This window comes from Pseudomonas sp. DP-17, assembly GCF_022380625.1.
Lineage (GTDB): Bacteria > Pseudomonadota > Gammaproteobacteria > Pseudomonadales > Pseudomonadaceae > Pseudomonas > Pseudomonas nitroreducens_A.
This window is the reverse complement of the sequence record NZ_JAKSXG010000008.1, coordinates 188,964-211,059: the sequence shown is the minus strand read 5'-3', so window position 1 is coordinate 211,059 and position 22,096 is coordinate 188,964. Positions and strand designations below refer to the sequence as shown.

Genomic DNA, 22,096 nt, shown 5'->3' with positions numbered 1-22,096 from the left:
GATCAACAGGCACGAGGTGCGTGGTGGATTTCCCTTCCCGTTTTGACGTGATAGTGATCGGCGGCGGCCATGCCGGCACAGAGGCCGCACTAGCGGCTGCACGCATGGGCGTGAAGACGCTGCTGCTCACCCACAACGTGGAAACCCTTGGCCAGATGAGCTGCAATCCCGCCATTGGTGGGATCGGCAAAAGCCATCTGGTGAAGGAAATCGATGCGCTGGGCGGTGCCATGGCACTGGCCACCGATAAAGGCGGCATCCAGTTCCGCGTGTTGAACAGCCGCAAAGGCCCGGCAGTCCGTGCGACTCGCGCCCAGGCCGACCGCGTTCTCTATAAGGCCGCTGTACGCGAGATCCTGGAGAACCAGCCGAACCTCTGGATATTCCAGCAGGCCTGTGATGACCTCATCGTCGAACAGGATCAGGTACGCGGCGTAGTGACCCAGATGGGTCTGAAATTCCATGCGGATAACGTCGTCCTCACTGCCGGTACTTTCCTTGGGGGACTTATCCACATCGGCCTGGAGAACTACTCCGGTGGCCGGGCGGGTGATCCGCCTTCGATCGCCCTGGCTCGCCGCCTGCGCGAACTGCCGCTGCGTGTTGGCCGCCTGAAGACGGGCACTCCGCCGCGCATCGATGGCCGCAGCGTCGATTTCAGCGTGATGACCGAGCAACCGGGCGATACGCCAATCCCGGTGATGTCTTTCCTCGGCTCCAAGGAAATGCATCCGCGCCAGGTCAGTTGCTGGATCACCCATACCAACACGCGGACCCACGAGATCATCGCGTCGAACCTCGATCGCTCGCCCATGTACTCCGGCGTGATCGAAGGCGTTGGCCCGCGTTACTGCCCGTCGATCGAAGACAAGATCCACCGCTTCGCCGACAAGGACAGCCATCAGGTCTTCCTCGAGCCCGAAGGACTGACCACCCATGAGCTGTACCCGAACGGTATCTCCACCTCGCTCCCCTTCGATGTGCAACTGGATATCGTCCGCTCGATCCGCGGCATGGAGAATGCCCACATCGTCCGCCCGGGCTACGCCATCGAGTACGACTATTTCGATCCGCGCGACCTGAAGTACAGCCTGGAGACCAAGGTCATCGGCGGTCTGTTCTTCGCTGGCCAGATCAACGGCACCACCGGTTACGAAGAAGCCGGTGCCCAGGGGCTGCTCGCCGGCGCCAACGCCGCACTGCGTTCGCAGGGCCGCGAAAGCTGGTGTCCGCGTCGCGACGAGGCCTACATCGGCGTACTGGTCGACGACCTGATCACCCTCGGCACCCAGGAGCCGTACCGCATGTTCACCTCGCGCGCCGAATACCGGCTGATCCTGCGCGAGGACAACGCGGACCTGCGCCTCACCGAGAAAGGCCGCGAACTGGGCCTGATTGACGACGAGCGCTGGGCAGTCTTCGAAGCCAAGCGCGAAGGCATCGAACGAGAAGAACAGCGCCTGAAGAGCACCTGGGTTCGCCCCAATACACCGCAGGGCGATGCGATTGCCCAGCGCTTCGGCACTCCGCTGGCTCACGAATACAACCTGCTGAATCTGCTGGCGCGCCCGGAAATCGACTACGTCAGCCTGGCCGAAGTGACCGGTGCCGGCGCGCAGGACCCGCAGGTCGCCGAGCAGGTCGAAATCCGCACCAAGTACGCCGGCTACATCGATCGCCAGCAGGAAGAGATCGCGCGCCTGCGGGCCAGCGAAGATACCCGCCTGCCTGTGGATATCGACTACCAGTCGATTTCCGGGCTGTCGAAGGAAATCCAGCTCAAGCTCGGTAACGCCCGGCCGGAAACCCTCGGCCAGGCGGGACGCATCCCGGGCGTGACCCCGGCGGCGATCTCCCTGCTGCTGATCCATCTGAAAAAACGCACCTCCGGCCGTCAGCTGGAGCAGAGCGCCTGATGTCCCTGATCTCTTCCCGCCACGCCGAAGAACTCGCGCATGGCATCCAGACGCTCGGCCTGGATATCGACGCTGCCACCCAGCAGCGCCTGCTGGACTATCTGGCCTTGCTGGCCAAGTGGAACAAGGCCTACAACCTCACCGCCGTGCGCGATGTGGATGAAATGGTCTCCCGTCACCTGCTCGACAGCCTGAGCATCGTCCCGCAGTTCGAAGCCGCAGGCGGCGAGCGCTGGCTGGACGTGGGTAGCGGCGGTGGAATGCCCGGTATTCCACTGGCCATCCTGTTTCCCGGTAAATCGCTGACCCTGCTGGACAGCAACGGCAAGAAGACCCGCTTTCTGACTCAGGTTAAGCTGGAGCTCAAGCTCGAAAACCTGCAGGTTATCCACAGCCGCGTGGAAGCCTTCCAGCCCGAGCAGCCATTCAACGGCATCGTCTCCCGGGCTTTCAGCAGTCTCGAAGACTTCACGAACTGGACACGCCACCTGGGCGACACCCAGACCAACTGGCTGGCCATGAAAGGCGTACACCCCAGCGACGAGCTCGCGGCACTTCCGGAAGATTTCCGCGTCGAAGCCGAATGCGCTCTGGCGGTGCCGGGTTGCCAAGGCCAGCGCCATCTGCTGATACTGCGCCGCACTGCATGACGGGGAGTGGGGAAAACCATGGCTAAGGTATTCGCGATCGCCAACCAGAAGGGCGGCGTCGGCAAGACCACGACCTGTATCAACCTCGCGGCATCGCTGGTCGCCACCAAGCGCCGCGTGCTGCTGATCGACCTTGATCCACAGGGCAACGCCACCACCGGCAGCGGTGTGGATAAGTTGTCCCTGGACCATTCCATCTACGACGTACTCACCGGCGAATGCGACCTGGCCCAGGCCATGCAGTTCTCCGAGCACGGCGGCTACCAGCTGTTGCCCGCCAACCGCGACCTCACCGCGGCGGAAGTGGTGCTGCTGGAGATGGACATGAAGGAGCACCGCCTGCGCCACGCGCTGGCGCCGATCCGCGAGAACTACGATTTCATCCTCATCGACTGTCCGCCGTCGCTGTCGATGCTGACGGTCAACGCCCTGTCGGCCTCGGACGGCGTGATCATTCCGATGCAGTGCGAGTACTACGCGCTGGAAGGCCTGACCGACCTGATGAACAGCATCCAGCGCATCGCCGAGAGGCTGAACCCGGCGCTGAAGATCGAAGGCCTGCTGCGCACCATGTACGACCCGCGCATCAGCCTGACCAACGACGTCAGCGCGCAGCTGCAGGAACACTTCGGCGACAAGCTCTACACCACAGTGATCCCGCGCAACGTGCGACTGGCCGAGGCGCCCAGCTTCGGCATGCCGGCGCTGGTCTACGACAAGCAATCCCGCGGTGCCCTCGCCTACCTGGCGCTGGCCGGCGAGCTGGCGCGCCGTCAGCGCGCCGCCCGTACCACCGCCCCCGCCTAAGAGATTAAGGAACCCGCATGGCCGCCAAGAAACGAGGTCTCGGACGCGGGCTGGATGCCCTGCTCAGTGGCTCCAGCGCCGCTACGCTGCAGGAAGAAGCCGTTCAGGTGGACAGCAGGGAGCTGCAACACCTGCCGCTGGACCTGATCCAGCGCGGCAAGTACCAGCCCCGCCGCGACATGGACCCGCAGGCCCTGGAAGAGCTCGCCCAGTCCATCAAGGCCCAGGGCGTGATGCAGCCGATCGTGGTACGCCCGATCGACAAGGGCCGCTACGAGATCATTGCCGGCGAGCGCCGCTGGCGCGCGAGCCAGCAGGCCGGCCTGGACAAGATTCCGGCCATGGTCCGCGAAGTGCCGGACGAAGCCGCCATCGCCATGGCGCTGATCGAGAACATCCAGCGCGAGGACCTCAACCCCATCGAGGAAGCCGCCGCGCTGCAGCGCCTGCAGCAGGAATTCCAGCTGACCCAGCAACAGGTCGCCGACGCCGTGGGCAAATCCCGGGTGACCGTGGCCAACCTGCTGCGCCTGATCGCCCTGCCGGACGAAATCAAGACGCTGCTTTCGCATGGCGACCTGGAAATGGGTCATGCCCGTGCGCTGCTCGGATTGCCCGAGGATCGGCAGGTTGAAGGTGCGCGACATGTTGTCGCACGGGGCTTAACGGTGCGTCAGACTGAAGCACTGGTGCGCCAGTGGCTCAATGCCCCCGAGGATCCTGTCAAAGCGGTCAGGACCGACCCGGACATCAGTCGCCTGGAACAGCGCCTGGCCGAGCGCCTGGGCGCTCCGGTGCAGATTCGCCATGGGCAGAAGGGCAAGGGCCAGTTGGTAATCCGCTACAACTCCCTCGATGAGCTCCAGGGCGTCCTCGCCCACATACGCTGATACGAACGTAGCATGTAGGGGTCGTCGGAAATCACTACCTGACGGTTGAATGGGTATGCGGCGCCCCCTATACTCTGCGCGCAATTTTGTCGGCACAAAGTATGCCAAGTTGTTGATTTGTGAAGCCGACACCAGAGGACTGTGAGCTCGAGATGGAACCCCGCAAGCCCAATCGTTTGCCCTTCCATCGTCAACCGGCGTTTCGCCTGTTGCTCGTCCAACTGGTGGTGCTGCTTATCGGTGCAGCAACCCTGTGGTTTGCCCAGGGATCGGTCGCTGGCTATTCGGGATTACTCGGAGGCCTGATTGCGTGGTTGCCGAATCTGTACTTTGCTCGCAAGGCGTTCCGCTACAGCGGTGCGCGTTCTGCCCAGCTGATAGTCCGGTCCTTTTATGCCGGTGAGGCGGGAAAACTGATTTTGACGGCAGTGCTCTTCGCACTGACGTTTGCAGGTGTGAAGCCCCTGGCGCCCCTGGCGCTGTTCGGCCTCTACCTGCTGACCCTCGCGGTCAGCTGGTTTGCACCCCTGCTGATGCGAAACACATTTACAAGACCTTAGAGCGATTGAGGCAAACATGGCAGCAGAAAGCGCTTCGGGTTACATCCAGCACCACTTGCAGAACCTGACCCTGGGTCGTCTGCCGGATGGTTCCTGGGGGTTCGCCCACACCGCCGAACAAGCCAAGGAAATGGGCTTCTGGGCATTCCACGTTGATACCCTGGGCTGGTCCGTATTCCTCGGCCTGGTGTTCATCCTTATCTTCCGCATGGCAGCCAAGAAGGCCACCAGCGGTCAACCCGGCGGCTTGCAGAACTTCGTCGAAGTTCTCGTGGAGTTCGTCGACGGCAGCGTGAAGGACACCTTCCACGGCCGTAACCCGCTCATCGCACCGCTGGCGCTGACCGTGTTCGTCTGGATCTTCCTGATGAACCTGATCGACCTGGTGCCCGTGGACTTCCTGCCGCTCGCGGCCCAGGCCGTCACCGGCAACGAGCACCTGTTCTTCCGCGCCGTGGCCACCACCGATCCGAACGCCACCTTCGGCATGTCGATCGCGGTCTTCGCGCTGATCATCTTCTACAGCATCAAGGTCAAGGGCATCGGCGGCTTCCTCGGCGAACTGACCCTGCACCCGTTCCACAGCAGCAACATGGTGGTTCAGATCATCCTGATCCCCGTGAACTTCCTGCTGGAGTTCGTGACCCTGATCGCCAAGCCGGTATCCCTGGCACTGCGTCTGTTCGGCAACATGTACGCCGGCGAGCTGATCTTCATCCTGATCGCCGTGATGTTCGGTTCCGGCATTCTCTGGCTGGGCGGCATGGGTGTTGTGCTGAACTGGGCGTGGGCCGTGTTTCACATCCTGATCATCACCCTGCAGGCCTTCATCTTCATGATGCTGACCATCGTCTACCTGTCGATGGCCCACGAAGACAGCCACTGATCCAAAGATTCTATGCGCCCACTCCCCTGCGGGAGTGGGCGTAAGAAGAGCTTCACCACCTTAACTTGCTTCACCTTTAACCAACACGACAAAAAAGTCGGGAGGAAAAATGGAAACTGTAGTTGGACTCACTGCTATCGCCGTTGCTCTGCTGATCGGTCTGGGCGCTCTGGGTACTGCCATCGGCTTCGGCCTGCTGGGCGGCAAGTTCCTGGAAGGCGCTGCTCGCCAGCCGGAAATGGTTCCGATGCTGCAGGTCAAAATGTTCATCGTCGCCGGCCTGCTCGACGCCGTGACCATGATCGGCGTTGGTATCGCTCTGTTCTTCACCTTCGCTAACCCGTTCATTGCTCAGGTTGCCCAGTAATTTCCGCAGCGCGGAAATCTGTGACTGAACAACGAACGAGCGAGGTATTGGCGTGAACATTAATGCAACTCTGATCGGCCAGGCCATCGCGTTCGCCATCTTCGTCCTGTTCTGCATGAAGTTCGTATGGCCTCCGGTCATCGCGGCTCTGCACGAGCGTCAGAAGAAGATCGCCGACGGCCTGGACGCTGCCAACCGCGCGGCTCGTGACCTGGAACTGGCCCACGAGAAAGCGGGTCAGCAACTGCGCGAAGCCAAGGCTCAGGCAGCCGAAATCATCGAGCAGGCGAAGAAGAGCGCTAACCAGATCGTTGACGAAGCCCGTGATCAGGCTCGTGCCGAAGGTGATCGCATGATCGCCCAGGCCAAGGCCCAGATCGAACAGGAACTCAACAGCGTCAAGGACGCCCTGCGTGCCCAAGTGGGTGCCCTGGCTGTCTCCGGCGCCGAGAAGATCCTGGGTGCTTCGATCGATGCCAACGCGCAAAAGCAGCTGGTTGATCAACTGGCCGCCGAGATCTAAGCAGAGGGCGATATGGCAGAACTGACCACATTGGCTCGTCCATACGCGAAGGCGGCTTTCGAGTACGCCCAGGCTCATCAGCAACTGGCCGACTGGTCCGCTGCGCTGGGTGTGCTGGCTGCAGTGTCGCGGGACGACACCGTGCGCCAGCTGCTCAAGGAGCCCCAGCTGACCGCGGCAGCCAAGGCTGACGCGCTGATCGACGTGTGTGGCGACAAGCTCAATGCTCCGGCCCAGAACTTCGTCCGGACTGTGGCTGAAAACAAGCGGCTCGACCTGCTGCCGACCATCTTCGTGATGTTCGAGCAACTCAAGGCCGAGCAGGAAAAGCTGGTCGAGGTCGAGGTCACCAGTGCCTTCGCCCTGGACCAGGAACAGCAGGACAAACTCGCCAAGGCTCTCAGCGCCCGGCTCAGTCGCGAAGTGCGACTACATGCGTCGGAAGACGCGAGCCTGATCGGCGGCGTGGTTATTCGCGCCGGTGACTTGGTAATCGATGGCTCGGTGCGCGGCAAAATCGCGAAACTGGCCGAAGCGTTGAAATCTTGAGTTTGAAGGGGCAGCGGCATGCAGCAACTCAATCCTTCCGAAATTAGTGAAATCATCAAGGGGCGCATCGAGAAACTCGACGTCGCCTCGCAAGCGCGCAACGAAGGCACCATCGTCAGTGTTTCCGACGGCATCGTGCGCATCTTCGGTCTGGCCGACGTCATGTACGGCGAGATGATCGAATTCCCGGGCGGCGTCTACGGTATGGCGCTGAACCTGGAGCAAGACTCCGTCGGTGCTGTGGTACTGGGTGAATACCAGGACCTCAAAGAAGGCATGAACGCCAAGTGCACCGGCCGCATCCTGGAAGTACCGGTTGGTCCGGAACTGCTGGGTCGCGTTGTCGACGCCCTGGGTAACCCGATCGATGGCAAAGGCCCGATCGATGCCAAGCTGACCGACGCAGTCGAGAAAGTGGCACCGGGCGTGATCTGGCGTAAGTCGGTAGACCAGCCGGTGCAGACCGGTTACAAGTCGGTCGACGCCATGATCCCGGTTGGCCGTGGCCAGCGCGAGCTGATCATCGGTGACCGTCAGATCGGTAAGACCGCTCTGGCCATCGACGCCATCATCAACCAGAAGAACAGCGGCATCCGCTGCGTCTACGTTGCCATCGGTCAGAAGCAATCGACCATCGCCAACGTCGTCCGCAAGCTGGAAGAAAACGGCGCCCTGGCCAACACCATCGTGGTGGTTGCCAGTGCTTCGGAATCCGCCGCTCTGCAATACCTGGCTCCGTACTCCGGTTGCACCATGGGCGAATACTTCCGCGACCGCGGTGAAGACGCCCTGATCGTGTACGACGACCTGTCCAAGCAGGCCGTGGCCTACCGCCAGATCTCCCTGCTGCTGCGCCGCCCGCCGGGCCGCGAAGCTTACCCGGGCGACGTGTTCTATCTCCACAGCCGTCTGCTGGAGCGCGCTTCCCGCGTTTCCGAAGAATACGTAGAGAAGTTCACCAACGGCGAAGTGAAAGGCAAGACCGGTTCCCTGACCGCCCTGCCGATCATCGAAACCCAGGCTGGCGACGTTTCTGCGTTCGTTCCGACCAACGTGATCTCCATCACCGACGGTCAGATCTTCCTCGAATCCGCCATGTTCAACTCGGGTATCCGTCCGGCCGTCAACGCCGGTATCTCGGTATCCCGTGTCGGTGGCGCGGCCCAGACCAAGATCATCAAGAAGCTGTCCGGCGGCATCCGTACCGCGCTGGCCCAGTACCGTGAACTGGCGGCCTTCGCCCAGTTCGCCTCGGACCTGGACGATGCGACCCGCAAGCAGCTGGAACATGGTCAGCGCGTTACCGAGCTGATGAAGCAGAAGCAATACGCGCCGATGTCCATCGCCGAGATGTCGCTGTCCCTGTATGCCGCCGAGCGTGGCTTCCTGCAGGACGTCGAGATCGCCAAGGTGGGCGCCTTCGAACAAGCGCTGATCGCCTACTTCCAACGTGAGAACGCCGCTCTGCTGGCGAAGATCAACGAGAAGGGTGACTTCAACGACGAAATCGACGCGGGCATCAAGGCCGGCATCGAGAAGTTCAAGGCCACCCAAACCTGGTAAGCCGCAGCGGGGGTCGTTAACGGCCCCCGCCTGCTAAACCGATAGGTGTGAAATGGCAGGCGCAAAAGAGATTCGCAGCAAGATTGCGAGCATCAAAAGCACGCAAAAAATCACCAATGCCATGGAAAAGGTGGCGGTGAGCAAGATGCGCAAGGCACAAATGCGCATGGCGGCCGGCCGTCCCTACGCGGAGCGCATTCGCCAGGTGATCGGCCATCTGGCCAACGCCAACCCGGAATACCGTCACCCGTTCATGGTCGAGCGTGAAGTCAAGCGCGTCGGCTACATCGTGGTGAGCTCCGACCGTGGCCTGGCTGGCGGCCTGAACATCAACCTGTTCAAGGCGCTCGTCAAGGACATGAGCGGGCAGCGCGATCGTGGCGCGGAGATCGACCTCTGCGTGATCGGCTCCAAGGGTGCATCCTTCTTCAAGAGCTATGGCGGCAACGTGGTTGCAGCTATCAGCCACCTGGGCGAAGAGCCGTCGATCAACGATCTGATCGGCAGCGTCAAGGTCATGCTGGATGCCTACCTGGAAGGTCGTATCGATCGCCTGTACGTGGTTTCCAACAAGTTCGTCAACACCATGACCCAGAAGCCGACCGTGGAACAGCTGATTCCGCTGGTGGCCGAGGACAATGCCGAGCTGAAGCACCACTGGGACTACCTCTACGAACCCGACGCCAAGGCCCTCCTCGACGGTCTGCTGGTGCGCTACGTGGAATCCCAGGTGTACCAGGCCGTGGTTGAGAACAACGCCTGTGAGCAGGCGGCCCGGATGATTGCAATGAAGAACGCTACCGACAACGCCGGTGATCTGATCAGTGGTCTGCAACTGATCTACAACAAGGCACGTCAGGCGGCGATCACCCAGGAAATCTCGGAAATCGTCGGCGGCGCTGCCGCGGTGTAAGAACAGGTTCAAAATTCAGAGGAACCAGACATGAGTAGCGGACGTATCGTTCAAATCATCGGCGCCGTGATCGACGTGGAATTCCCGCGCGATGCCGTGCCGAGCATCTACGAGGCCCTGAAGGTTCAGGGCGTCGAAACCACCCTGGAAGTTCAGCAGCAGCTGGGCGACGGGGTGGTTCGTTCCATTGCGATGGGTTCCACCGAAGGCCTCAAGCGTGGCCTGAACGTGGAAAGCACCGGCGCAGCCATCTCCGTCCCGGTCGGCACCAAGACCCTGGGCCGTATCATGGACGTGCTGGGCAACCCGATCGACGAAGCCGGCCCCATCGGCGAAGAAGAGCGCTGGGGTATTCACCGCGACGCTCCGTCCTACGCTGACCAGGCTGGCGGCAACGACCTGCTGGAAACCGGCATCAAGGTAATCGACCTGGTCTGCCCGTTCGCCAAGGGTGGTAAGGTCGGTCTGTTCGGTGGCGCCGGTGTCGGCAAGACCGTAAACATGATGGAACTGATCCGTAACATCGCCATGGAGCACAGCGGTTACTCTGTGTTCGCGGGCGTGGGTGAGCGTACTCGTGAGGGTAACGACTTCTACCACGAGATGAAGGATTCCGGCGTACTGGACAAGGTAGCCCTGGTTTACGGCCAGATGAACGAGCCGCCGGGCAACCGTCTGCGCGTTGCACTGACCGGCCTGACCATGGCCGAGAAGTTCCGTGACGAAGGCCGTGACGTACTGCTGTTCATCGACAACATCTACCGTTACACCCTCGCCGGTACCGAAGTATCCGCACTGCTGGGCCGTATGCCTTCCGCAGTAGGTTACCAGCCGACCCTGGCCGAAGAGATGGGCGTTCTGCAAGAGCGCATCACCTCCACCAAGAAAGGCTCGATCACCTCGATCCAGGCCGTATACGTTCCCGCGGACGACCTGACCGACCCGAGCCCGGCGACCACCTTCGCCCACCTGGACGCCACCGTCGTACTGTCCCGTGACATCGCCTCGCTGGGTATCTACCCGGCAGTTGATCCGCTGGACTCGACTTCCCGTCAGCTGGACCCGCTGGTCATCGGTCAGGATCACTACGACACCGCTCGTGGCGTGCAGTACGTTCTGCAGCGCTACAAGGAGCTGAAGGACATCATCGCGATCCTCGGCATGGACGAACTGTCCGAAGCCGACAAGCTGCTGGTGGCCCGTGCTCGTAAGATCCAGCGCTTCCTGTCCCAGCCGTTCTTCGTGGCAGAAGTATTCACCGGCTCGCCGGGCAAATACGTCTCCCTGAAGGACACCATCGCTGGCTTCAAAGGCATCCTCAACGGCGACTACGACCACCTGCCCGAGCAGGCGTTCTACATGGTCGGCGGCATCGAAGAAGCCATCGAGAAAGCGAAGAAGCTGTAATCCGTGCGCCCGGCAACGGGCGCTTACGTGAGGCAAGGGTATGGCTATTACTGTCCACTGCGACATCGTCAGCGCCGAAGCGGAGATCTTCTCCGGTCTGGTCGAGCTGGTCGTAGCGCACGGCTCCCTGGGCGATCTGGGTATCGCTCCGGGCCACGCGCCGCTGATCACTGAGCTCAAGCCGGGTCCGATCCGCCTGGTGAAGCAGGGTGGCGAGCAGGAGGTGTACTACATCTCCGGCGGCTTCCTCGAAGTACAGCCGAACATGGTCAAGGTTCTCGCCGACACCGTGATTCGTGCAGGCGACCTCGACGAAGCGGCTGCCCAGACCGCACTGAAGGAAGCTGAGAAGGCTCTGCAAGGTAAAGGTGCAGAGTTCGACTACAGCTCCGCCGCAGCCCGCCTGGCCGAAGCCGCAGCGCAACTGCGCACGGTCCAGCAGGTTCGCAAGAAGTACGGCGGCTGAGCCGCGAGGTCCTTCGGACTTCAGCGACAAATGGGAAAAGGGTAGCCTTGGCTACCCTTTTTCTTTTTATACACTTGGTCTTTTCCCGCTCACCAGGACGGTCCCTCACTCATGTCCCTCGAAATCGTCATTCTTGCTGCTGGCCAGGGCACCCGCATGCGTTCGGCCCTGCCGAAAGTCCTGCACCCGGTTGCTGGCAAACCGATGCTTGCCCACGTGATCGACACCGCGCGCGGCCTCAGTCCGTCGCGTATCCATGTGGTGATCGGCCATGGTGCCGACCTGGTGCGCGAGCGCCTGCAGGCGGATGACCTGAATTTCGTGATCCAGGAACAGCAACTGGGCACCGGCCACGCCGTGGCGCAGGCGGCTCCGTTCCTGAGCGCCGACAATGTGCTGATCCTGTATGGGGACGTCCCGCTGATCGAGCAGCCGACCCTGGAGCGCCTGATGGCCCAAGCCACGCCGCAACAGCTGGCGCTGCTCACCGTCAAGCTGGAGGATCCGACCGGCTACGGCCGCATCATCCGAGATGCCAGCGGCGAGGTTCGGGCCATCGTCGAGCAGAAGGACGCTACCCCCGAGCAACGCGCTATCCAGGAAGGCAACACCGGTATTCTTGCCGCGCCTCGCGAACGCCTGCTGGGTTGGCTGTCGCGACTGTCCAACTCCAACGCCCAGGGTGAGTACTACCTCACCGACGTGATCGCCATGGCGGTCGGCGACGGCCTGCGCGTGGCCACTGCACAACCCCAGGTGGCGATGGAGACCCAGGGCGCCAATGATCGCCTGCAGCTCTCCGAGCTGGAGCGCTTCTTCCAGCAGCGAGTGGCCCGTCGCCTGATGGCCCAGGGCGTGACCCTGATCGACCCGGCTCGCTTCGATGTGCGCGGTGAAGTGAGCGTTGGCCGCGACGTCAGCATCGATATCAACGTGATCCTCGAAGGCCAGGTGGAGATCGAGGACGACGTGCAGATCGGTCCGAACTGCTACATCAAGGACAGTACCCTGCGTCGCGGCGCCATCATCAAGGCCAACTCGCACCTGGAAGGCGCCCACGTCGGCCCGGACAGCGATGTCGGCCCGTTCGCTCGCCTGCGTCCGGGTAGCGTGCTGGAGCGCAAGGTGCATGTGGGCAACTTCGTCGAACTCAAAAACGCCCATCTGCAGGACGGCGTGAAGGTCGGCCACCTGACCTACCTGGGCGACAGTGAAGTGGGTGCACGCACCAACATCGGCGCCGGCACCATCACCTGCAATTACGATGGCGCGAACAAGTGGCGCACCACCATTGGCGAAGATGTCTTCATCGGCTCCAACAATTCGCTGGTAGCGCCTGTGGATATCGGCACCGGAGCCACGACTGGCGCGGGCTCGACCATCACCGCCGAGGTTCCGGCCGGCACCCTCGGCGTTGGTCGCGCCAAGCAGCGGGTGATCGAAGGCTGGAAGCGTCCGGAAAAGATCAAGAAACCCTGATGCAGCTGCCGCCGCCCTGTGGATAAGAACATGGCCGCAGGGCGATCCCCTATCGTTATTCACAGGCCATCCCGCGAACCGCGGAATGGCTGGTTTTGCTGGAGTCTTCCCGGTCATGCTTGGCGTCGCCATCCTGATCTTTCTGATCACCGACCCGTTCGGCAACATTGCGGTATTTCTCGCCGCTCTCAAGTCCGTTCCCGCCGAACGCCGTCTGAAAGTGGCGCTGCGCGAGCTGCTGTTCGCCCTGGGTCTGCTGCTGCTGTTCCTCACCCTGGGCGAGCACATCCTCACCGGGCTTGGGCTGTCCAAGGAAGCCACCGGCATCGCCGGCGGCATCATCCTGTTCGTGGTTGCCATGCGCCTGATCTTCCCCACGCCCCAGGGTGTGCTGGGCGACATGCCGGACAATGAGCCGCTGTTCGTGCCGCTGGCCACTCCCGCGGTGGCCGGGCCCTCCGCGCTGGCGATGCTGATCACCTTGCGCAGCACCTACACTGGTCCGTTGTGGGAGCTGTACCTGGCGGTGATCCTCGCCTGGGCGGCCACCGCCTTCATCCTCATGCAGGCGGCCTTCCTCCAGCGCTTCCTCGGTCTGCGCGGGCTGATGGCCGTGGAACGTCTGGCCGGCATGCTGCTGATCATGCTCAGCGTGAACATGCTCCTGCAGAACGTGCGCAGCTTCCTGCACATCGCTGCCTGATTCGAGACCGCCATGAGATTGCGTGCCCTGACCTTCGCCTTCCTTGCCACCTTGCTCGCCGGCTGCGCCGACAAGGGCCTGCAGATCGATCGCGAACACGTGTCGAGGAACCAGGACAGCCGCATTCAGTACGTCATCGTCCACTACACTTCGGCCGATCTGCCGCGCTCGCTGGCGCTGCTGACCCATGGCGAGGTGAGTGCGCACTACCTGATCGGTGACAACCCGGCGACCATCTACCAGCTGGTGGACGAGAACCGCCGCGCCTGGCACGCCGGCGCCAGCGAATGGCAGGGGCGCACCTGGCTCAACTCCACTTCCATCGGCATCGAGCTGGTGAACCCCGGCTATCGCGATACCCCCAGCGGGAAGATCTGGTATCCCTATCCGGATGCGCAGATCGATGCGCTGATCGCCCTGCTCAAGGACATCACCCGGCGCCAGGGCATCACCCCGGAACACATCCTCGGCCACAGCGATATCGCGCCGCAGCGCAAGGTCGATCCAGGCCCGCTGTTTCCCTGGAAGAAGCTCGCCGAAGCCGGCCTGATCCCCTGGCCGAAACCGGGTGAGCTGGCGCGTCGCCTGACTGAGCTGAACGGCCAGTTGCCGGCTCCGGGCTGGTTCCAGCAGCAGCTGGCGCGCCACGGTTATGCGGTGCCGCTCAATGGGGTGATGGACGAGGAAACCCGCAACGTGATTGCAGCGTTCCAGATGCGCTTCCGCCCGGAGCGCTTCGATGGCGAGCCGGACCTCGAAACCGCCGCACTGCTCTTGGCGGTACCGACGTCCTAGACCGGCAGCAACAGGTAGAAGCGCGAGCCCTTGCCTTGCTGCGAACGCAGCGCGATGCGTCCGCCGTGCAGTTGCACGATTTCCCGACATAGCGCCAAGCCCAGTCCGACACCGCCTTTCTTGCGGCCTACCTGCACGAAGGGTTCGAAGATGCGGCCCTGTTGGCTGAGCGGGATACCGTCGCCGCTGTCCTCCACGGCGATAGCCACACGCTCTTCCTGGCAGCGCGCCTGAAGACGGATGGTGCCGCCTTCAGGCGTATGACGCAGGGCGTTGCCGATCAGGTTGTCCAGTACTCGTTCGATCTGCGTGCGGTCGATATTGATCGGCGGCAGACCCTCGGCGATCTCCAGGTCCAGCTCGATATGCTTGTCCGCGGCTTGACCGACAAAGCGATGGTGCGCCTGGGTCAACAGCCCGCCGACGTCGCACAGCTGCAGTTCCAGCTTCTGGGTGCCGCTCTGGTAGCGCGAGAAATTCAACAGATCGTTGATCAACCGCACCAGGCGGTGCATCTCCTCGTCGACCGTGCGCACCAGGTCGCGCTCGCGTGATTCCTCGGGGAACTTCAGGCGCTCGGCGAGCAGCCCGAAGGCCATGTGCATGCCGGTCATGGGGGTGCGCAGCTCATGGGAGGCGCGAAGCACGAAGTCGTTACGTACGCGTTCGAAAGCGCGTTGCTCGGTGACGTCGCGCACCACCATCACCGCACCTATATTGCGCCCATCGTCATGGCTGACCGGCGACATGCCCCAGGTCAGCAGCCGGCTTTCGCCGCTGACGTCCACGACCAGGTCCTGTGGCGTTTCCTCCAGCAGGTTGCCGCTCAGGACGCGCTGTACCGCCTGGGTCAGCGCCGGATTCTGCAGCAGCGCGCCCAGTTCCTGGCCCTGGGGGTCGCTTTGCGCGAACAGTTGGCGCGTAGCGACGGGGTTGGCGTGCTCGATGCGGCCGTGGCGATCGAGGATCACCAGGCCGTCGTCGATGCTGTCGAGCACCGCCAGCAGGCGCTTGCGACCCGAACCCAGCGCCTCGGTGTTGCTGGCGCGATAGAGGCGCAAGGCCTCCGCCATCAGGCCGAAGCGGCGGCTCAGGGAGGACATCTCGGCGACGCCGGAAACCGGCAGGGTGACGTCAAAGTCGCCCTGGCCAATCTTGTCGGCAGCCTTGGCCAGCGTCTCGATGGGGGCGCCGAAGCGGCGTGCGATGCTGTGAGCGGTGATGAAGCCGACCACCAGGATGGCGATGCCGATCAAGCTGAGCAGGCCGGTGACCAGCAGGACCCGGTCGCGGGAAGCGCGATCATCCTCGCTGATCCTGTCGATGGCGTCTTGATGCAGGGCCTGCAGGCGGCTGCGCAAGTCGTCTAGGGTGCGGCTCAAGTCGCTGTCCGCCAGCAGCTCCGGGCGGCCGGGACCGGGGGTTTCGGTGGCCTCGACGAACAGCCGGTGCGCGTCGGCGATCTCGCTCATGGCCAGCCGCTGGCGGCCGTTGTGCGCCAACAGTCGGCCGCGTTCGAGGGCCTGTGCGAAATGCAGGCGTGCCGCTTCCAGATGTTCCGCGCTCGGGCGCGCGCTGAGGACCTGGACCAGTTCGTCGCCCAGTGCCTGGCGCAAGCGCTGGCTGACCTCAATGGCAGCGAAGTTGCGCTGAATCAGCTGAGCCTGTTCGCGGGCGGTCAGCATCACGCTGAACAGCCCGAGCAGCAGCCCCAGCAACGCTACCGTGATGAGCGCCGAGATGCTCACGAAGAGCCGGGTCCGCAGCGTCATCGGAATCGGCAGTTTCACAGGCTGTACTGCTTGCGCTTGCGATACAGCGTGGAAGCGTCGATCCCCAGGGTCTTGGCCGCCTGGTCAAGGGTGGCGCTGGAGGCCATCACCGCAGCGATGTGGGCTTTCTCCAGCTCCTCCAGGCTCATGGCTTCGCCAATACGCGGAGCGGAGCTGGTGGTCTGTTCGCCAATTGCCAGTTGTTCCACGCCGATAAGCTCGTGGTTGCAGATGATGCTTGCACGTTCGATCACGTTGCGCAGTTCGCGCACGTTGCCTGGCCAGTTGTAACGACGCAGCAGGGCACGCGCCTCATCGGTAAATCCTCGAGCCGGGCGGCCGTAGTCCTTCACGAAACGGGCGAGGAAGCGTTCGGCCAGGCCGATGATGTCCTCTGCGCGCTCTCGCAGCGGAGGCAGGTTGAGCACGATCACGTTCAGGCGGTAGAGCAGGTCCTCACGGAACGTACCCTGGGCGACCATGCCGGCCAGATCGCGATTGGTGGCCGCGAGGATCCGCACATCCGCGTTGCGGGTCACCGGGTCGCCGATGCGCTCGTATTCCTTGTCCTGAATAAAGCGCAGCAACTTTGGTTGCAACGTGATGGGAAAATCACCGATTTCGTCAAGGAACAGCGTACCGCCGTCTGCCTGGCTGATGCGCCCGAGGGTGTTCTCCGTCGCGCCGGTGAACGCACCGCGGCTATGGCCGAACAGCTCGCTCTCCATCAGTTCGGCGGATAGCGAAGGGCAGTTGATGGTTACGCAGGATTTTTTCGCGCGCTTGCTCCAGCCATGGATGGCCCGCGCCAGCTCGCCCTTGCCGGAGCCCGATTCGCCCAGGATGAGGATGTTGGCGTCGGTGGCCGCCACCTGGCGGGCGGTTTCCAGCACGGCGGCCATGGCCGGGCTGTGGGATTCCAGCACATCGCCCTGCTTGCGCATTTCTCCTTCGAGCGCCTCGATGCGCGCGGTGAGCTGGCGCACCTCGAGTTGTTTGGCGGCGGCCAGGCGCAACTGATCGGGACTGCAGGGCTTTACCAGATAGTCGGCGGCGCCGGCCTGCATCGCGTCAACCGCGGTGTCCACGGCGGAATGCGCGGTGACTATCACCACGCGCATCCAGGGTGCCTGCACGCGCATCTGCGCCAGCACGTCCAGGCCGTTGTCGTCACCCAGGCGCAGGTCCAGGAAGCACAGGTCGAAGACCTGGCGCTGCAGCAGGTTCTCTGCCTGCTGCGCGCTACTGGCGGTGGCGACGCTGTAGCCCTCGTCCTCCAGGCAATAGCGGAACGAGCGCAGGATGGCGGACTCGTCATCGACCAGCAGGATGCGGCCTTGCTGTTCAGGCGTTGCGTCCATTCAGCGATTTCCTCGTTGTGTGATTCGTTGTTGTAAGGGGTGCGATTTTTCTTAGTCCAGGGTTTTTCGTGCAAGTTGCAAGAATCTTTCTGTGCCCTCGGGCAGGGTGCACAGGTTCAGGTTATGCACAGGCCATCCAACACATTGAATTACAGGAATTTTATCCACAAAAGGCACTGGCACGCGGCTTGCGGATCCAATCTTGCACCATCGTTTGACGGAGACCGCCATGTCCATGTCGCCCAATCCCAAGATCCTTGCCCTCGCTCTGAGTTCCGCATTGTTCGCCCTGCAACCGATCGCCAGCCACGCCGCCGAGGCTGGCCTGTCGGCCCAACTGGCCGAGGCGCGCCAGGAAGGCTCCATCTGGACGGCCCTCAATCTCAACCGTGAACTCAAGCCTTACACCATCAAGGTGGATGTCGAGAGTGGACGGGCGCAGCTCACCGGCGCGGTGGCCAGCGAGGAACAGAAGGCGCTGGCCGGGCAGATCGCCGGGAGCGTCGAGGGCATCAATGCTGTGGATAACCAGCTGGGCGTCGACGCTGCCCTGGCCGATGCGCAGAAGGCTGATGCCTCCAGACAGGAAGGCGCTGTACAGCGGTGGGACGACGCCACGTTGGCCGCCCGGGTGAAATCCAAGCTGCTGCTGGAGAAGCGCGGCGAAGGCCTGGATATCAAGGTCACCAGCCGGGCGGGCGCCGTCACCCTGGATGGCACCGTGGTCAGCGACGCGGCCAGCCAGCAGGCCGCACACCTGGCGGCGCAGACCGAGGGCGTCAGCTCGGTGGATAACCGTTTGAAGGTTGACCCTGATGCCACCTCGACCCAGCGCTTCGAAAAATCCGTCGGCGATGCCCAGGCCGCCGTCAGCGATGCCTGGATCACCAGCCAGATCAAGGCCGACATTCTTTCGGCCCATGCGCTGGGCGGGCTTTCCATTGGCGTGTCGACCCGCGACGGCGTGGTCACGCTCCGGGGCCAGGTACCCAGCGCCGACGAGCGCCAGCAATTGATCGATTCGGCTCGCAAGACCCGGGGCGTGCGTGATGTGGACGCCACCGCCTTGAAGGTGGCCGGCCAGGCCGCCTGACTCTCACCCTTGCTTTGCAGGAGAACCTGTCATGACCCGCACCACCAGTCAGCTCAACGAACTCATCGAGATCACCCGTGACGGCCAGCGTTTCTACCAGCATGCGATCCAGGAAGTGAAGGATGCCCGCCTGCAGCGGCTGTTCCAGTCGATGGCACAGGCCAAGACCGATGTCATCAACGCCTTGGCCGGAGAGGTGGCGGCCAACCACGAAGACCCGGCCGCCGGCGGCACCTTGCTGGGCAGGCTGCGCCAGGTCTACGCCGATACCCGCGCAACATTGGCCAGTGACGAGGCTGCGAGTTACGTCGCCCAGCTCGAGGAGACCGAAGATCGGATCCTGCATGCGTTCGAGGATGCCCTGCAGAACGGTACGCCGCAGACCCAGGCGCTGCTGCGCGCCGAACTGCCCAAGGTGAGGGCCTGCCACGACGAGATGAGCCAGCTCAAGCATTCGCTGGAGTGATGCGCTTCACAAAGGCACAGGGAGGTGCCCGGAGCTGAAATTGCAAAACGCACGACCTGGGTGGACCCATCGTGCAGGATGCGGCACAAAGGGACTTGAGTACCATATTTAACTAATTGATTTATAAGGGAAAATATCGATTCAGAAGACTGGCATGCGCCGTGCAATTCCTACTGCAAGACAGTCAACGAACCACCCGCGGTGGCGAAGAACCTGAAAGGACCGGAGGACGGGTCCGAGGTTCGACAAACAGTCCGGCGACGGGCAGGAGAAACGGGATGAACAGCGGAACCAACAGCCAAGTGCCAGTCGCGCGTATCGATGTGTGGAGCCGGATCTTCTTCGCTGGCGCCCTGCTGCTGTTGCTGATCAACCAGGTGCAGCTGCAGATGCAGGTATCCCAGGTGAAGGCTGCCAGCGCACCGGTGGCCTATGTCCCGACGGCCTCCAGCGCGCCCGGGCTGTATCGCGAAGCTTCGCGTTATCCACAGACCGCCCCCGCTCACAACCAGACTCAGGTATTGCAAACCCCGCAGGCCCAGGCCCAGACCCAGGTTCAGCCGATGGGGCGGACCCAGAGTGGCTGGGTGTTCTGAACCCGATCGCTGGCGCGCCAATGGCGTGCCCGATATGTCCGCAGTGCCCGGAAACGCCCGGGCGGACAATTCATCCGGAGGCTGCCTTGCAACCGCTCCGGAGCAGGTACCCGAAAGCGGTGCCAAACCGACAACGAGAAGAGGAGAGACCCCATGCTTAGCTGGGCACTGACATTCCTGATCATCGCCATCATCGCCGCGGTCCTGGGCTTCGGTGGCATCGCCGGCGCCGCCACCAGTATTGCCAAGATCCTTTTCGTGATCTTCCTGGTGCTGTTCATCGTGTCGTTCTTCATGGGCCGTCGCCGAGGTTGATGCCCTGAAAACCGGCTGAAAGTGGAACAAGGAGCGTAGCGATGAGCTTTACCCGCAATCTGTTGCTGTCGGTCCTTCTGCTCGGCGCCGGGGCCCAGGCCCTGGCCGCCGAGGCGGACAAGGACGCGCAGTACCGCCTCAACGAGCTGATCGCCAGCGACGAGCAGTACCGAGACACCTGGCAATCGGTAGTGAAGGACGAGAGCCGTCTGCCGGACTGGGTCATGAACCTCAGCGGCACCGCGACCCCGATGCAGGCGGTGGACGAGCAGGGCGACAAATACCTGGTGGGCCAGCTGTGCGAGCAGCACAACTGCGCTGCACAGAGGCTCTATGTGGCCTTCACCTGGGACAAGGACAAGGCCTACGCACTGTATGTGAAGGTTCCTGAAAACCTTCCTGCGGACAAATCGCCGAGCAAGCACGCCAGCTTCCGCTGGCTGGGCGAGCCGAACGATTCGGTGAAAAGGATCCTCGACGACCAGCTCAAGAGCGATCCGAACTGGTACTGATCGCCTTCATGGCGGCAGGCAGGTTCAGAGATTCGCGTACCCAGAAGGCGTACGCACGGCCAAGGGGCCGGGATGTTCGGGATGCGTCAGGTCCTGAATGACCCAGGGGTACAGGGGGTACCTCCGCAATAGCGGGCCGGGCCAGGCAAAGCCTCCGGAACCGGCGCGGGATTCTCGCGCCGGTTCCGGAGCGCTTCATTTCATGTCCGAACCGATTACGGCTTGAAGTTGGCGGCGTCGCGGGCCCAGCCGTCGAGCACCGGTTTCAGGTCGGTGAGATTCAGGTGAGTGCTGGTGTTCTCCAGCGTCTTGCCAGCACCCTTGCGCACGACCTTGGCGACCGGTTTGCTGGTCGCGCCATCCAGCGCCTCGAATTCGACGTAGACCTCAGTGTCCTGGTCCCGGGTGCCCATGGCCGTGGTCGTGGCTGCCACCACCAGGGCAATCGGGATCACTTCGTAAGCCTTGAGACCCTCGGTGGAAATGTTCACGCCGGTGATAGCGGTGCGCAGCACCAGCGTGTCGCGATCAGCCTGCTGGACGATGCGGTAGCGGCTGCCCAATTGCAGCTCCACCTGCTTCTTCAGGTAGTCGGGGATCTCGTCGAGCGTCTTTTGATCGATGTTCTCGTTCGGCTTGGGCGGCGGGTAGTAAACCGGCCGCTCGACCAGGACCGAGCTGTAGTTCTGCAGCTTCAGGTTCGGATCGACCCAGCGCAGCACCGGTTGGCCGCTGGGGGAGGTGGCGGGCTTGAGTTGCGAGTAGTCGCCGAGGAAGCCCGAGTACTGCGAGGTGTCCGGTTTCTGGCTGGAGCAGCCGGCCAGCGCCAGGGCACCGGCGAAGAGCAGGGTGGGTACTACGTAGCGTCGCGTCATGGAGCATCCTTATTCAAAGTTTCACCGCGTTGTGCTTTCACCACATTGAACAACCCATTGCTAACCCGGCTGTCGCGGCGGCGGCAGGGTAGCCGCACGCTGGCTCGAAGCCGGTCGAACTTCACTGATGTCAGTCAATTGGGGCCTTGTGGAAACGACTTACAATCACCCACCGATTCTCGTCGGGCGTTTTGCCCGATTGACGGTCAGCCACCACCTCCACAATGAAGAGCGGAGTCGAGCGACTGATCCACAGCGCCCGCGCTCCAGCCAGCCTTGCCGCCGATGGGCCCTTTGCTCGCCCACGGCCATCCCCCGACGGTCCACAACGTGACCGTACATCCGGAAACAGAAAGCCGCCGTCATCGCGCCCCGGCTTCTTCTCCGATCGATACACGCCATTGATGGCCGATTAGCACCAAGCCTAGACGGCTTTGAAGAGCGCTGCGTGACAGGCGTTGAGGAACCTGTGTCATGCAGAAAATCAAGGTTCCTTCGACCTGGAACCAAGGTTTCAGATGCCTTTTTCCATGCCGATTGTGCATGGGGTAGGCGTTTCCGGCATTAGACGGGAAAAGGGTGGGTGGGAATCATGCGCCCCTTTTTTCGCTGGCCGTCGGCATCCCGATGGC

24 protein-coding genes are annotated in these 22,096 nt (G+C 62.6%); 21 read left to right on the top strand and 3 right to left on the bottom strand.

Annotated elements, in window-relative coordinates:
* The first annotated feature begins 23 nt into the window (after positions 1 to 23).
* From mnmG to MJ122_RS13835, 16 genes are all read left to right on the top strand, one after another.
* Entirely contained in the window at positions 24 to 1,916 is a 1,893-nt protein-coding gene (mnmG, locus tag MJ122_RS13910) for a tRNA uridine-5-carboxymethylaminomethyl(34) synthesis enzyme MnmG (RefSeq protein ID WP_088420679.1), read from the top strand.
* Positions 1,916 to 2,566, top strand: a complete 651-nt coding sequence (gene rsmG / locus MJ122_RS13905) for a 16S rRNA (guanine(527)-N(7))-methyltransferase RsmG (protein WP_239744557.1) — start codon at positions 1,916 to 1,918, stop codon at positions 2,564 to 2,566. The genes mnmG and rsmG overlap by 1 nt, the downstream gene beginning before the upstream one ends.
* Before the next feature lie 18 nt (positions 2,567 to 2,584).
* Positions 2,585 to 3,373 (top strand): ParA family protein, encoded by a 789-nt coding sequence (locus MJ122_RS13900; protein WP_017518846.1) that lies wholly within the window; start codon positions 2,585 to 2,587, stop codon positions 3,371 to 3,373.
* 17 nt (positions 3,374 to 3,390) lie between these two features.
* Complete coding sequence (locus MJ122_RS13895; RefSeq protein ID WP_239744556.1) at positions 3,391 to 4,263, top strand: ParB/RepB/Spo0J family partition protein; 873 nt, start codon at positions 3,391 to 3,393, stop codon at positions 4,261 to 4,263.
* A 152-nt stretch (positions 4,264 to 4,415) separates the two neighbouring features.
* The gene (locus tag MJ122_RS13890; RefSeq protein ID WP_088420685.1) at positions 4,416 to 4,823 is read left to right on the top strand and encodes a F0F1 ATP synthase subunit I; all 408 of its coding nucleotides are present in this window, start codon (positions 4,416 to 4,418) and stop codon (positions 4,821 to 4,823) included.
* 16 nt (positions 4,824 to 4,839) lie between these two features.
* Entirely contained in the window at positions 4,840 to 5,709 is an 870-nt protein-coding gene (gene atpB / locus MJ122_RS13885) for a F0F1 ATP synthase subunit A (RefSeq protein ID WP_017518843.1), read from the top strand.
* A 109-nt stretch (positions 5,710 to 5,818) separates the two neighbouring features.
* Entirely contained in the window at positions 5,819 to 6,076 is a 258-nt protein-coding gene (gene atpE / locus MJ122_RS13880; protein WP_003457994.1) for a F0F1 ATP synthase subunit C, read from the top strand.
* Between the two features lie 52 nt (positions 6,077 to 6,128).
* Positions 6,129 to 6,599: a F0F1 ATP synthase subunit B gene (locus MJ122_RS13875; protein WP_017518842.1), complete on the top strand. Its 471-nt coding sequence runs from the start codon at positions 6,129 to 6,131 to the stop codon at positions 6,597 to 6,599.
* A gap of 12 nt (positions 6,600 to 6,611) precedes the next feature.
* A complete protein-coding gene (locus tag MJ122_RS13870; RefSeq protein ID WP_017518841.1) occupies positions 6,612 to 7,148 on the top strand; it encodes a F0F1 ATP synthase subunit delta in 537 nt (178 codons plus the stop codon).
* Positions 7,149 to 7,166: 18 nt separating this feature from the next.
* Positions 7,167 to 8,711, top strand: coding sequence for a F0F1 ATP synthase subunit alpha (gene atpA / locus MJ122_RS13865; protein ID WP_017518840.1), 1,545 nt, complete (start codon positions 7,167 to 7,169; stop codon positions 8,709 to 8,711).
* A 52-nt stretch (positions 8,712 to 8,763) separates the two neighbouring features.
* A complete protein-coding gene (gene atpG, locus MJ122_RS13860) occupies positions 8,764 to 9,624 on the top strand; it encodes a F0F1 ATP synthase subunit gamma (RefSeq protein WP_017518839.1) in 861 nt (286 codons plus the stop codon).
* A 30-nt stretch (positions 9,625 to 9,654) separates the two neighbouring features.
* Positions 9,655 to 11,031, top strand: coding sequence for a F0F1 ATP synthase subunit beta (atpD, locus tag MJ122_RS13855; protein ID WP_017518838.1), 1,377 nt, complete (start codon positions 9,655 to 9,657; stop codon positions 11,029 to 11,031).
* A 40-nt stretch (positions 11,032 to 11,071) separates the two neighbouring features.
* Complete coding sequence (locus tag MJ122_RS13850) at positions 11,072 to 11,497, top strand: F0F1 ATP synthase subunit epsilon (RefSeq protein ID WP_017518837.1); 426 nt, start codon at positions 11,072 to 11,074, stop codon at positions 11,495 to 11,497.
* Positions 11,498 to 11,608: 111 nt separating this feature from the next.
* A complete protein-coding gene (gene glmU / locus MJ122_RS13845; RefSeq protein ID WP_239744555.1) occupies positions 11,609 to 12,976 on the top strand; it encodes a bifunctional UDP-N-acetylglucosamine diphosphorylase/glucosamine-1-phosphate N-acetyltransferase GlmU in 1,368 nt (455 codons plus the stop codon).
* Positions 12,977 to 13,091: 115 nt separating this feature from the next.
* Positions 13,092 to 13,679, top strand: coding sequence for a MarC family protein (locus MJ122_RS13840; RefSeq protein WP_239744554.1), 588 nt, complete (start codon positions 13,092 to 13,094; stop codon positions 13,677 to 13,679).
* Positions 13,680 to 13,691: 12 nt separating this feature from the next.
* Entirely contained in the window at positions 13,692 to 14,474 is a 783-nt protein-coding gene (locus tag MJ122_RS13835; protein ID WP_239744553.1) for an N-acetylmuramoyl-L-alanine amidase, read from the top strand.
* Here the strand turns inward: MJ122_RS13835 and MJ122_RS13830 are convergent.
* Together MJ122_RS13830 and algB are read right to left on the bottom strand one after the other, a co-directional pair.
* A complete protein-coding gene (locus MJ122_RS13830) occupies positions 14,471 to 16,264 on the bottom strand; it encodes an ATP-binding protein (RefSeq protein ID WP_239744552.1) in 1,794 nt (597 codons plus the stop codon). The two genes, MJ122_RS13835 and MJ122_RS13830, sit on opposite strands and share 4 nt — an antisense overlap.
* Positions 16,261 to 17,607, bottom strand: coding sequence for a sigma-54-dependent response regulator transcription factor AlgB (gene algB, locus MJ122_RS13825; RefSeq protein ID WP_017518832.1), 1,347 nt, complete (start codon positions 17,605 to 17,607; stop codon positions 16,261 to 16,263). The genes MJ122_RS13830 and algB overlap by 4 nt, the downstream gene beginning before the upstream one ends.
* A gap of 229 nt (positions 17,608 to 17,836) precedes the next feature.
* Between algB and MJ122_RS13820 the strand changes: the two genes are divergently transcribed.
* The 5 genes from MJ122_RS13820 (at position 17,837) to MJ122_RS13800 (ending at position 20,589) form a co-directional block, all read left to right on the top strand.
* Positions 17,837 to 18,700, top strand: coding sequence for a BON domain-containing protein (locus MJ122_RS13820; protein WP_239744551.1), 864 nt, complete (start codon positions 17,837 to 17,839; stop codon positions 18,698 to 18,700).
* Between the two features lie 31 nt (positions 18,701 to 18,731).
* Positions 18,732 to 19,166, top strand: coding sequence for a PA2169 family four-helix-bundle protein (locus MJ122_RS13815; RefSeq protein ID WP_088420697.1), 435 nt, complete (start codon positions 18,732 to 18,734; stop codon positions 19,164 to 19,166).
* Positions 19,167 to 19,444: 278 nt separating this feature from the next.
* Positions 19,445 to 19,762 (top strand): hypothetical protein, encoded by a 318-nt coding sequence (locus tag MJ122_RS13810; RefSeq protein ID WP_239744550.1) that lies wholly within the window; start codon positions 19,445 to 19,447, stop codon positions 19,760 to 19,762.
* Positions 19,763 to 19,915: 153 nt separating this feature from the next.
* Positions 19,916 to 20,077, top strand: coding sequence for a DUF1328 domain-containing protein (locus tag MJ122_RS13805; RefSeq protein WP_017518828.1), 162 nt, complete (start codon positions 19,916 to 19,918; stop codon positions 20,075 to 20,077).
* Positions 20,078 to 20,118: 41 nt separating this feature from the next.
* Positions 20,119 to 20,589 (top strand): inhibitor of vertebrate lysozyme family protein, encoded by a 471-nt coding sequence (locus MJ122_RS13800; protein WP_088420701.1) that lies wholly within the window; start codon positions 20,119 to 20,121, stop codon positions 20,587 to 20,589.
* 215 nt (positions 20,590 to 20,804) lie between these two features.
* On the opposite strand, the gene MJ122_RS13795 is transcribed toward MJ122_RS13800, so the two are convergent.
* A complete protein-coding gene (locus MJ122_RS13795; protein WP_088420703.1) occupies positions 20,805 to 21,464 on the bottom strand; it encodes a DUF3313 domain-containing protein in 660 nt (219 codons plus the stop codon).
* Between the last annotated feature and the right edge of the window lie 632 nt (positions 21,465 to 22,096).

Bases quoted from the DNA above. Each gene is read 5' to 3' on its own strand.
- MJ122_RS13795 (WP_088420703.1), bottom strand. From the start codon at position 21,464: ATGACGCGACGCTACGTAGTACCCACCCTGCTCTTCGCCGGTGCCCTG.
- glmU (WP_239744555.1), top strand. From the start codon at position 11,609: ATGTCCCTCGAAATCGTCATTCTTGCTGCTGGCCAGGGCACCCGCATG.
- atpD (WP_017518838.1), top strand. From the start codon at position 9,655: ATGAGTAGCGGACGTATCGTTCAAATCATCGGCGCCGTGATCGACGTG.
- MJ122_RS13895 (WP_239744556.1), top strand. From the start codon at position 3,391: ATGGCCGCCAAGAAACGAGGTCTCGGACGCGGGCTGGATGCCCTGCTC.
- MJ122_RS13800 (WP_088420701.1), top strand. From the start codon at position 20,119: ATGAGCTTTACCCGCAATCTGTTGCTGTCGGTCCTTCTGCTCGGCGCC.
- MJ122_RS13870 (WP_017518841.1), top strand. From the start codon at position 6,612: ATGGCAGAACTGACCACATTGGCTCGTCCATACGCGAAGGCGGCTTTC.
- MJ122_RS13900 (WP_017518846.1), top strand. From the start codon at position 2,585: ATGGCTAAGGTATTCGCGATCGCCAACCAGAAGGGCGGCGTCGGCAAG.
- MJ122_RS13835 (WP_239744553.1), top strand. From the start codon at position 13,692: ATGAGATTGCGTGCCCTGACCTTCGCCTTCCTTGCCACCTTGCTCGCC.
- MJ122_RS13890 (WP_088420685.1), top strand. From the start codon at position 4,416: ATGGAACCCCGCAAGCCCAATCGTTTGCCCTTCCATCGTCAACCGGCG.
- atpA (WP_017518840.1), top strand. From the start codon at position 7,167: ATGCAGCAACTCAATCCTTCCGAAATTAGTGAAATCATCAAGGGGCGC.
- algB (WP_017518832.1), bottom strand. From the start codon at position 17,607: ATGGACGCAACGCCTGAACAGCAAGGCCGCATCCTGCTGGTCGATGAC.
- MJ122_RS13850 (WP_017518837.1), top strand. From the start codon at position 11,072: ATGGCTATTACTGTCCACTGCGACATCGTCAGCGCCGAAGCGGAGATC.
- atpG (WP_017518839.1), top strand. From the start codon at position 8,764: ATGGCAGGCGCAAAAGAGATTCGCAGCAAGATTGCGAGCATCAAAAGC.
- MJ122_RS13815 (WP_088420697.1), top strand. From the start codon at position 18,732: ATGACCCGCACCACCAGTCAGCTCAACGAACTCATCGAGATCACCCGT.
- atpE (WP_003457994.1), top strand. From the start codon at position 5,819: ATGGAAACTGTAGTTGGACTCACTGCTATCGCCGTTGCTCTGCTGATC.
- MJ122_RS13840 (WP_239744554.1), top strand. From the start codon at position 13,092: ATGCTTGGCGTCGCCATCCTGATCTTTCTGATCACCGACCCGTTCGGC.
- MJ122_RS13810 (WP_239744550.1), top strand. From the start codon at position 19,445: ATGAACAGCGGAACCAACAGCCAAGTGCCAGTCGCGCGTATCGATGTG.
- atpB (WP_017518843.1), top strand. From the start codon at position 4,840: ATGGCAGCAGAAAGCGCTTCGGGTTACATCCAGCACCACTTGCAGAAC.
- rsmG (WP_239744557.1), top strand. From the start codon at position 1,916: ATGTCCCTGATCTCTTCCCGCCACGCCGAAGAACTCGCGCATGGCATC.
- MJ122_RS13805 (WP_017518828.1), top strand. From the start codon at position 19,916: ATGCTTAGCTGGGCACTGACATTCCTGATCATCGCCATCATCGCCGCG.
- MJ122_RS13820 (WP_239744551.1), top strand. From the start codon at position 17,837: ATGTCCATGTCGCCCAATCCCAAGATCCTTGCCCTCGCTCTGAGTTCC.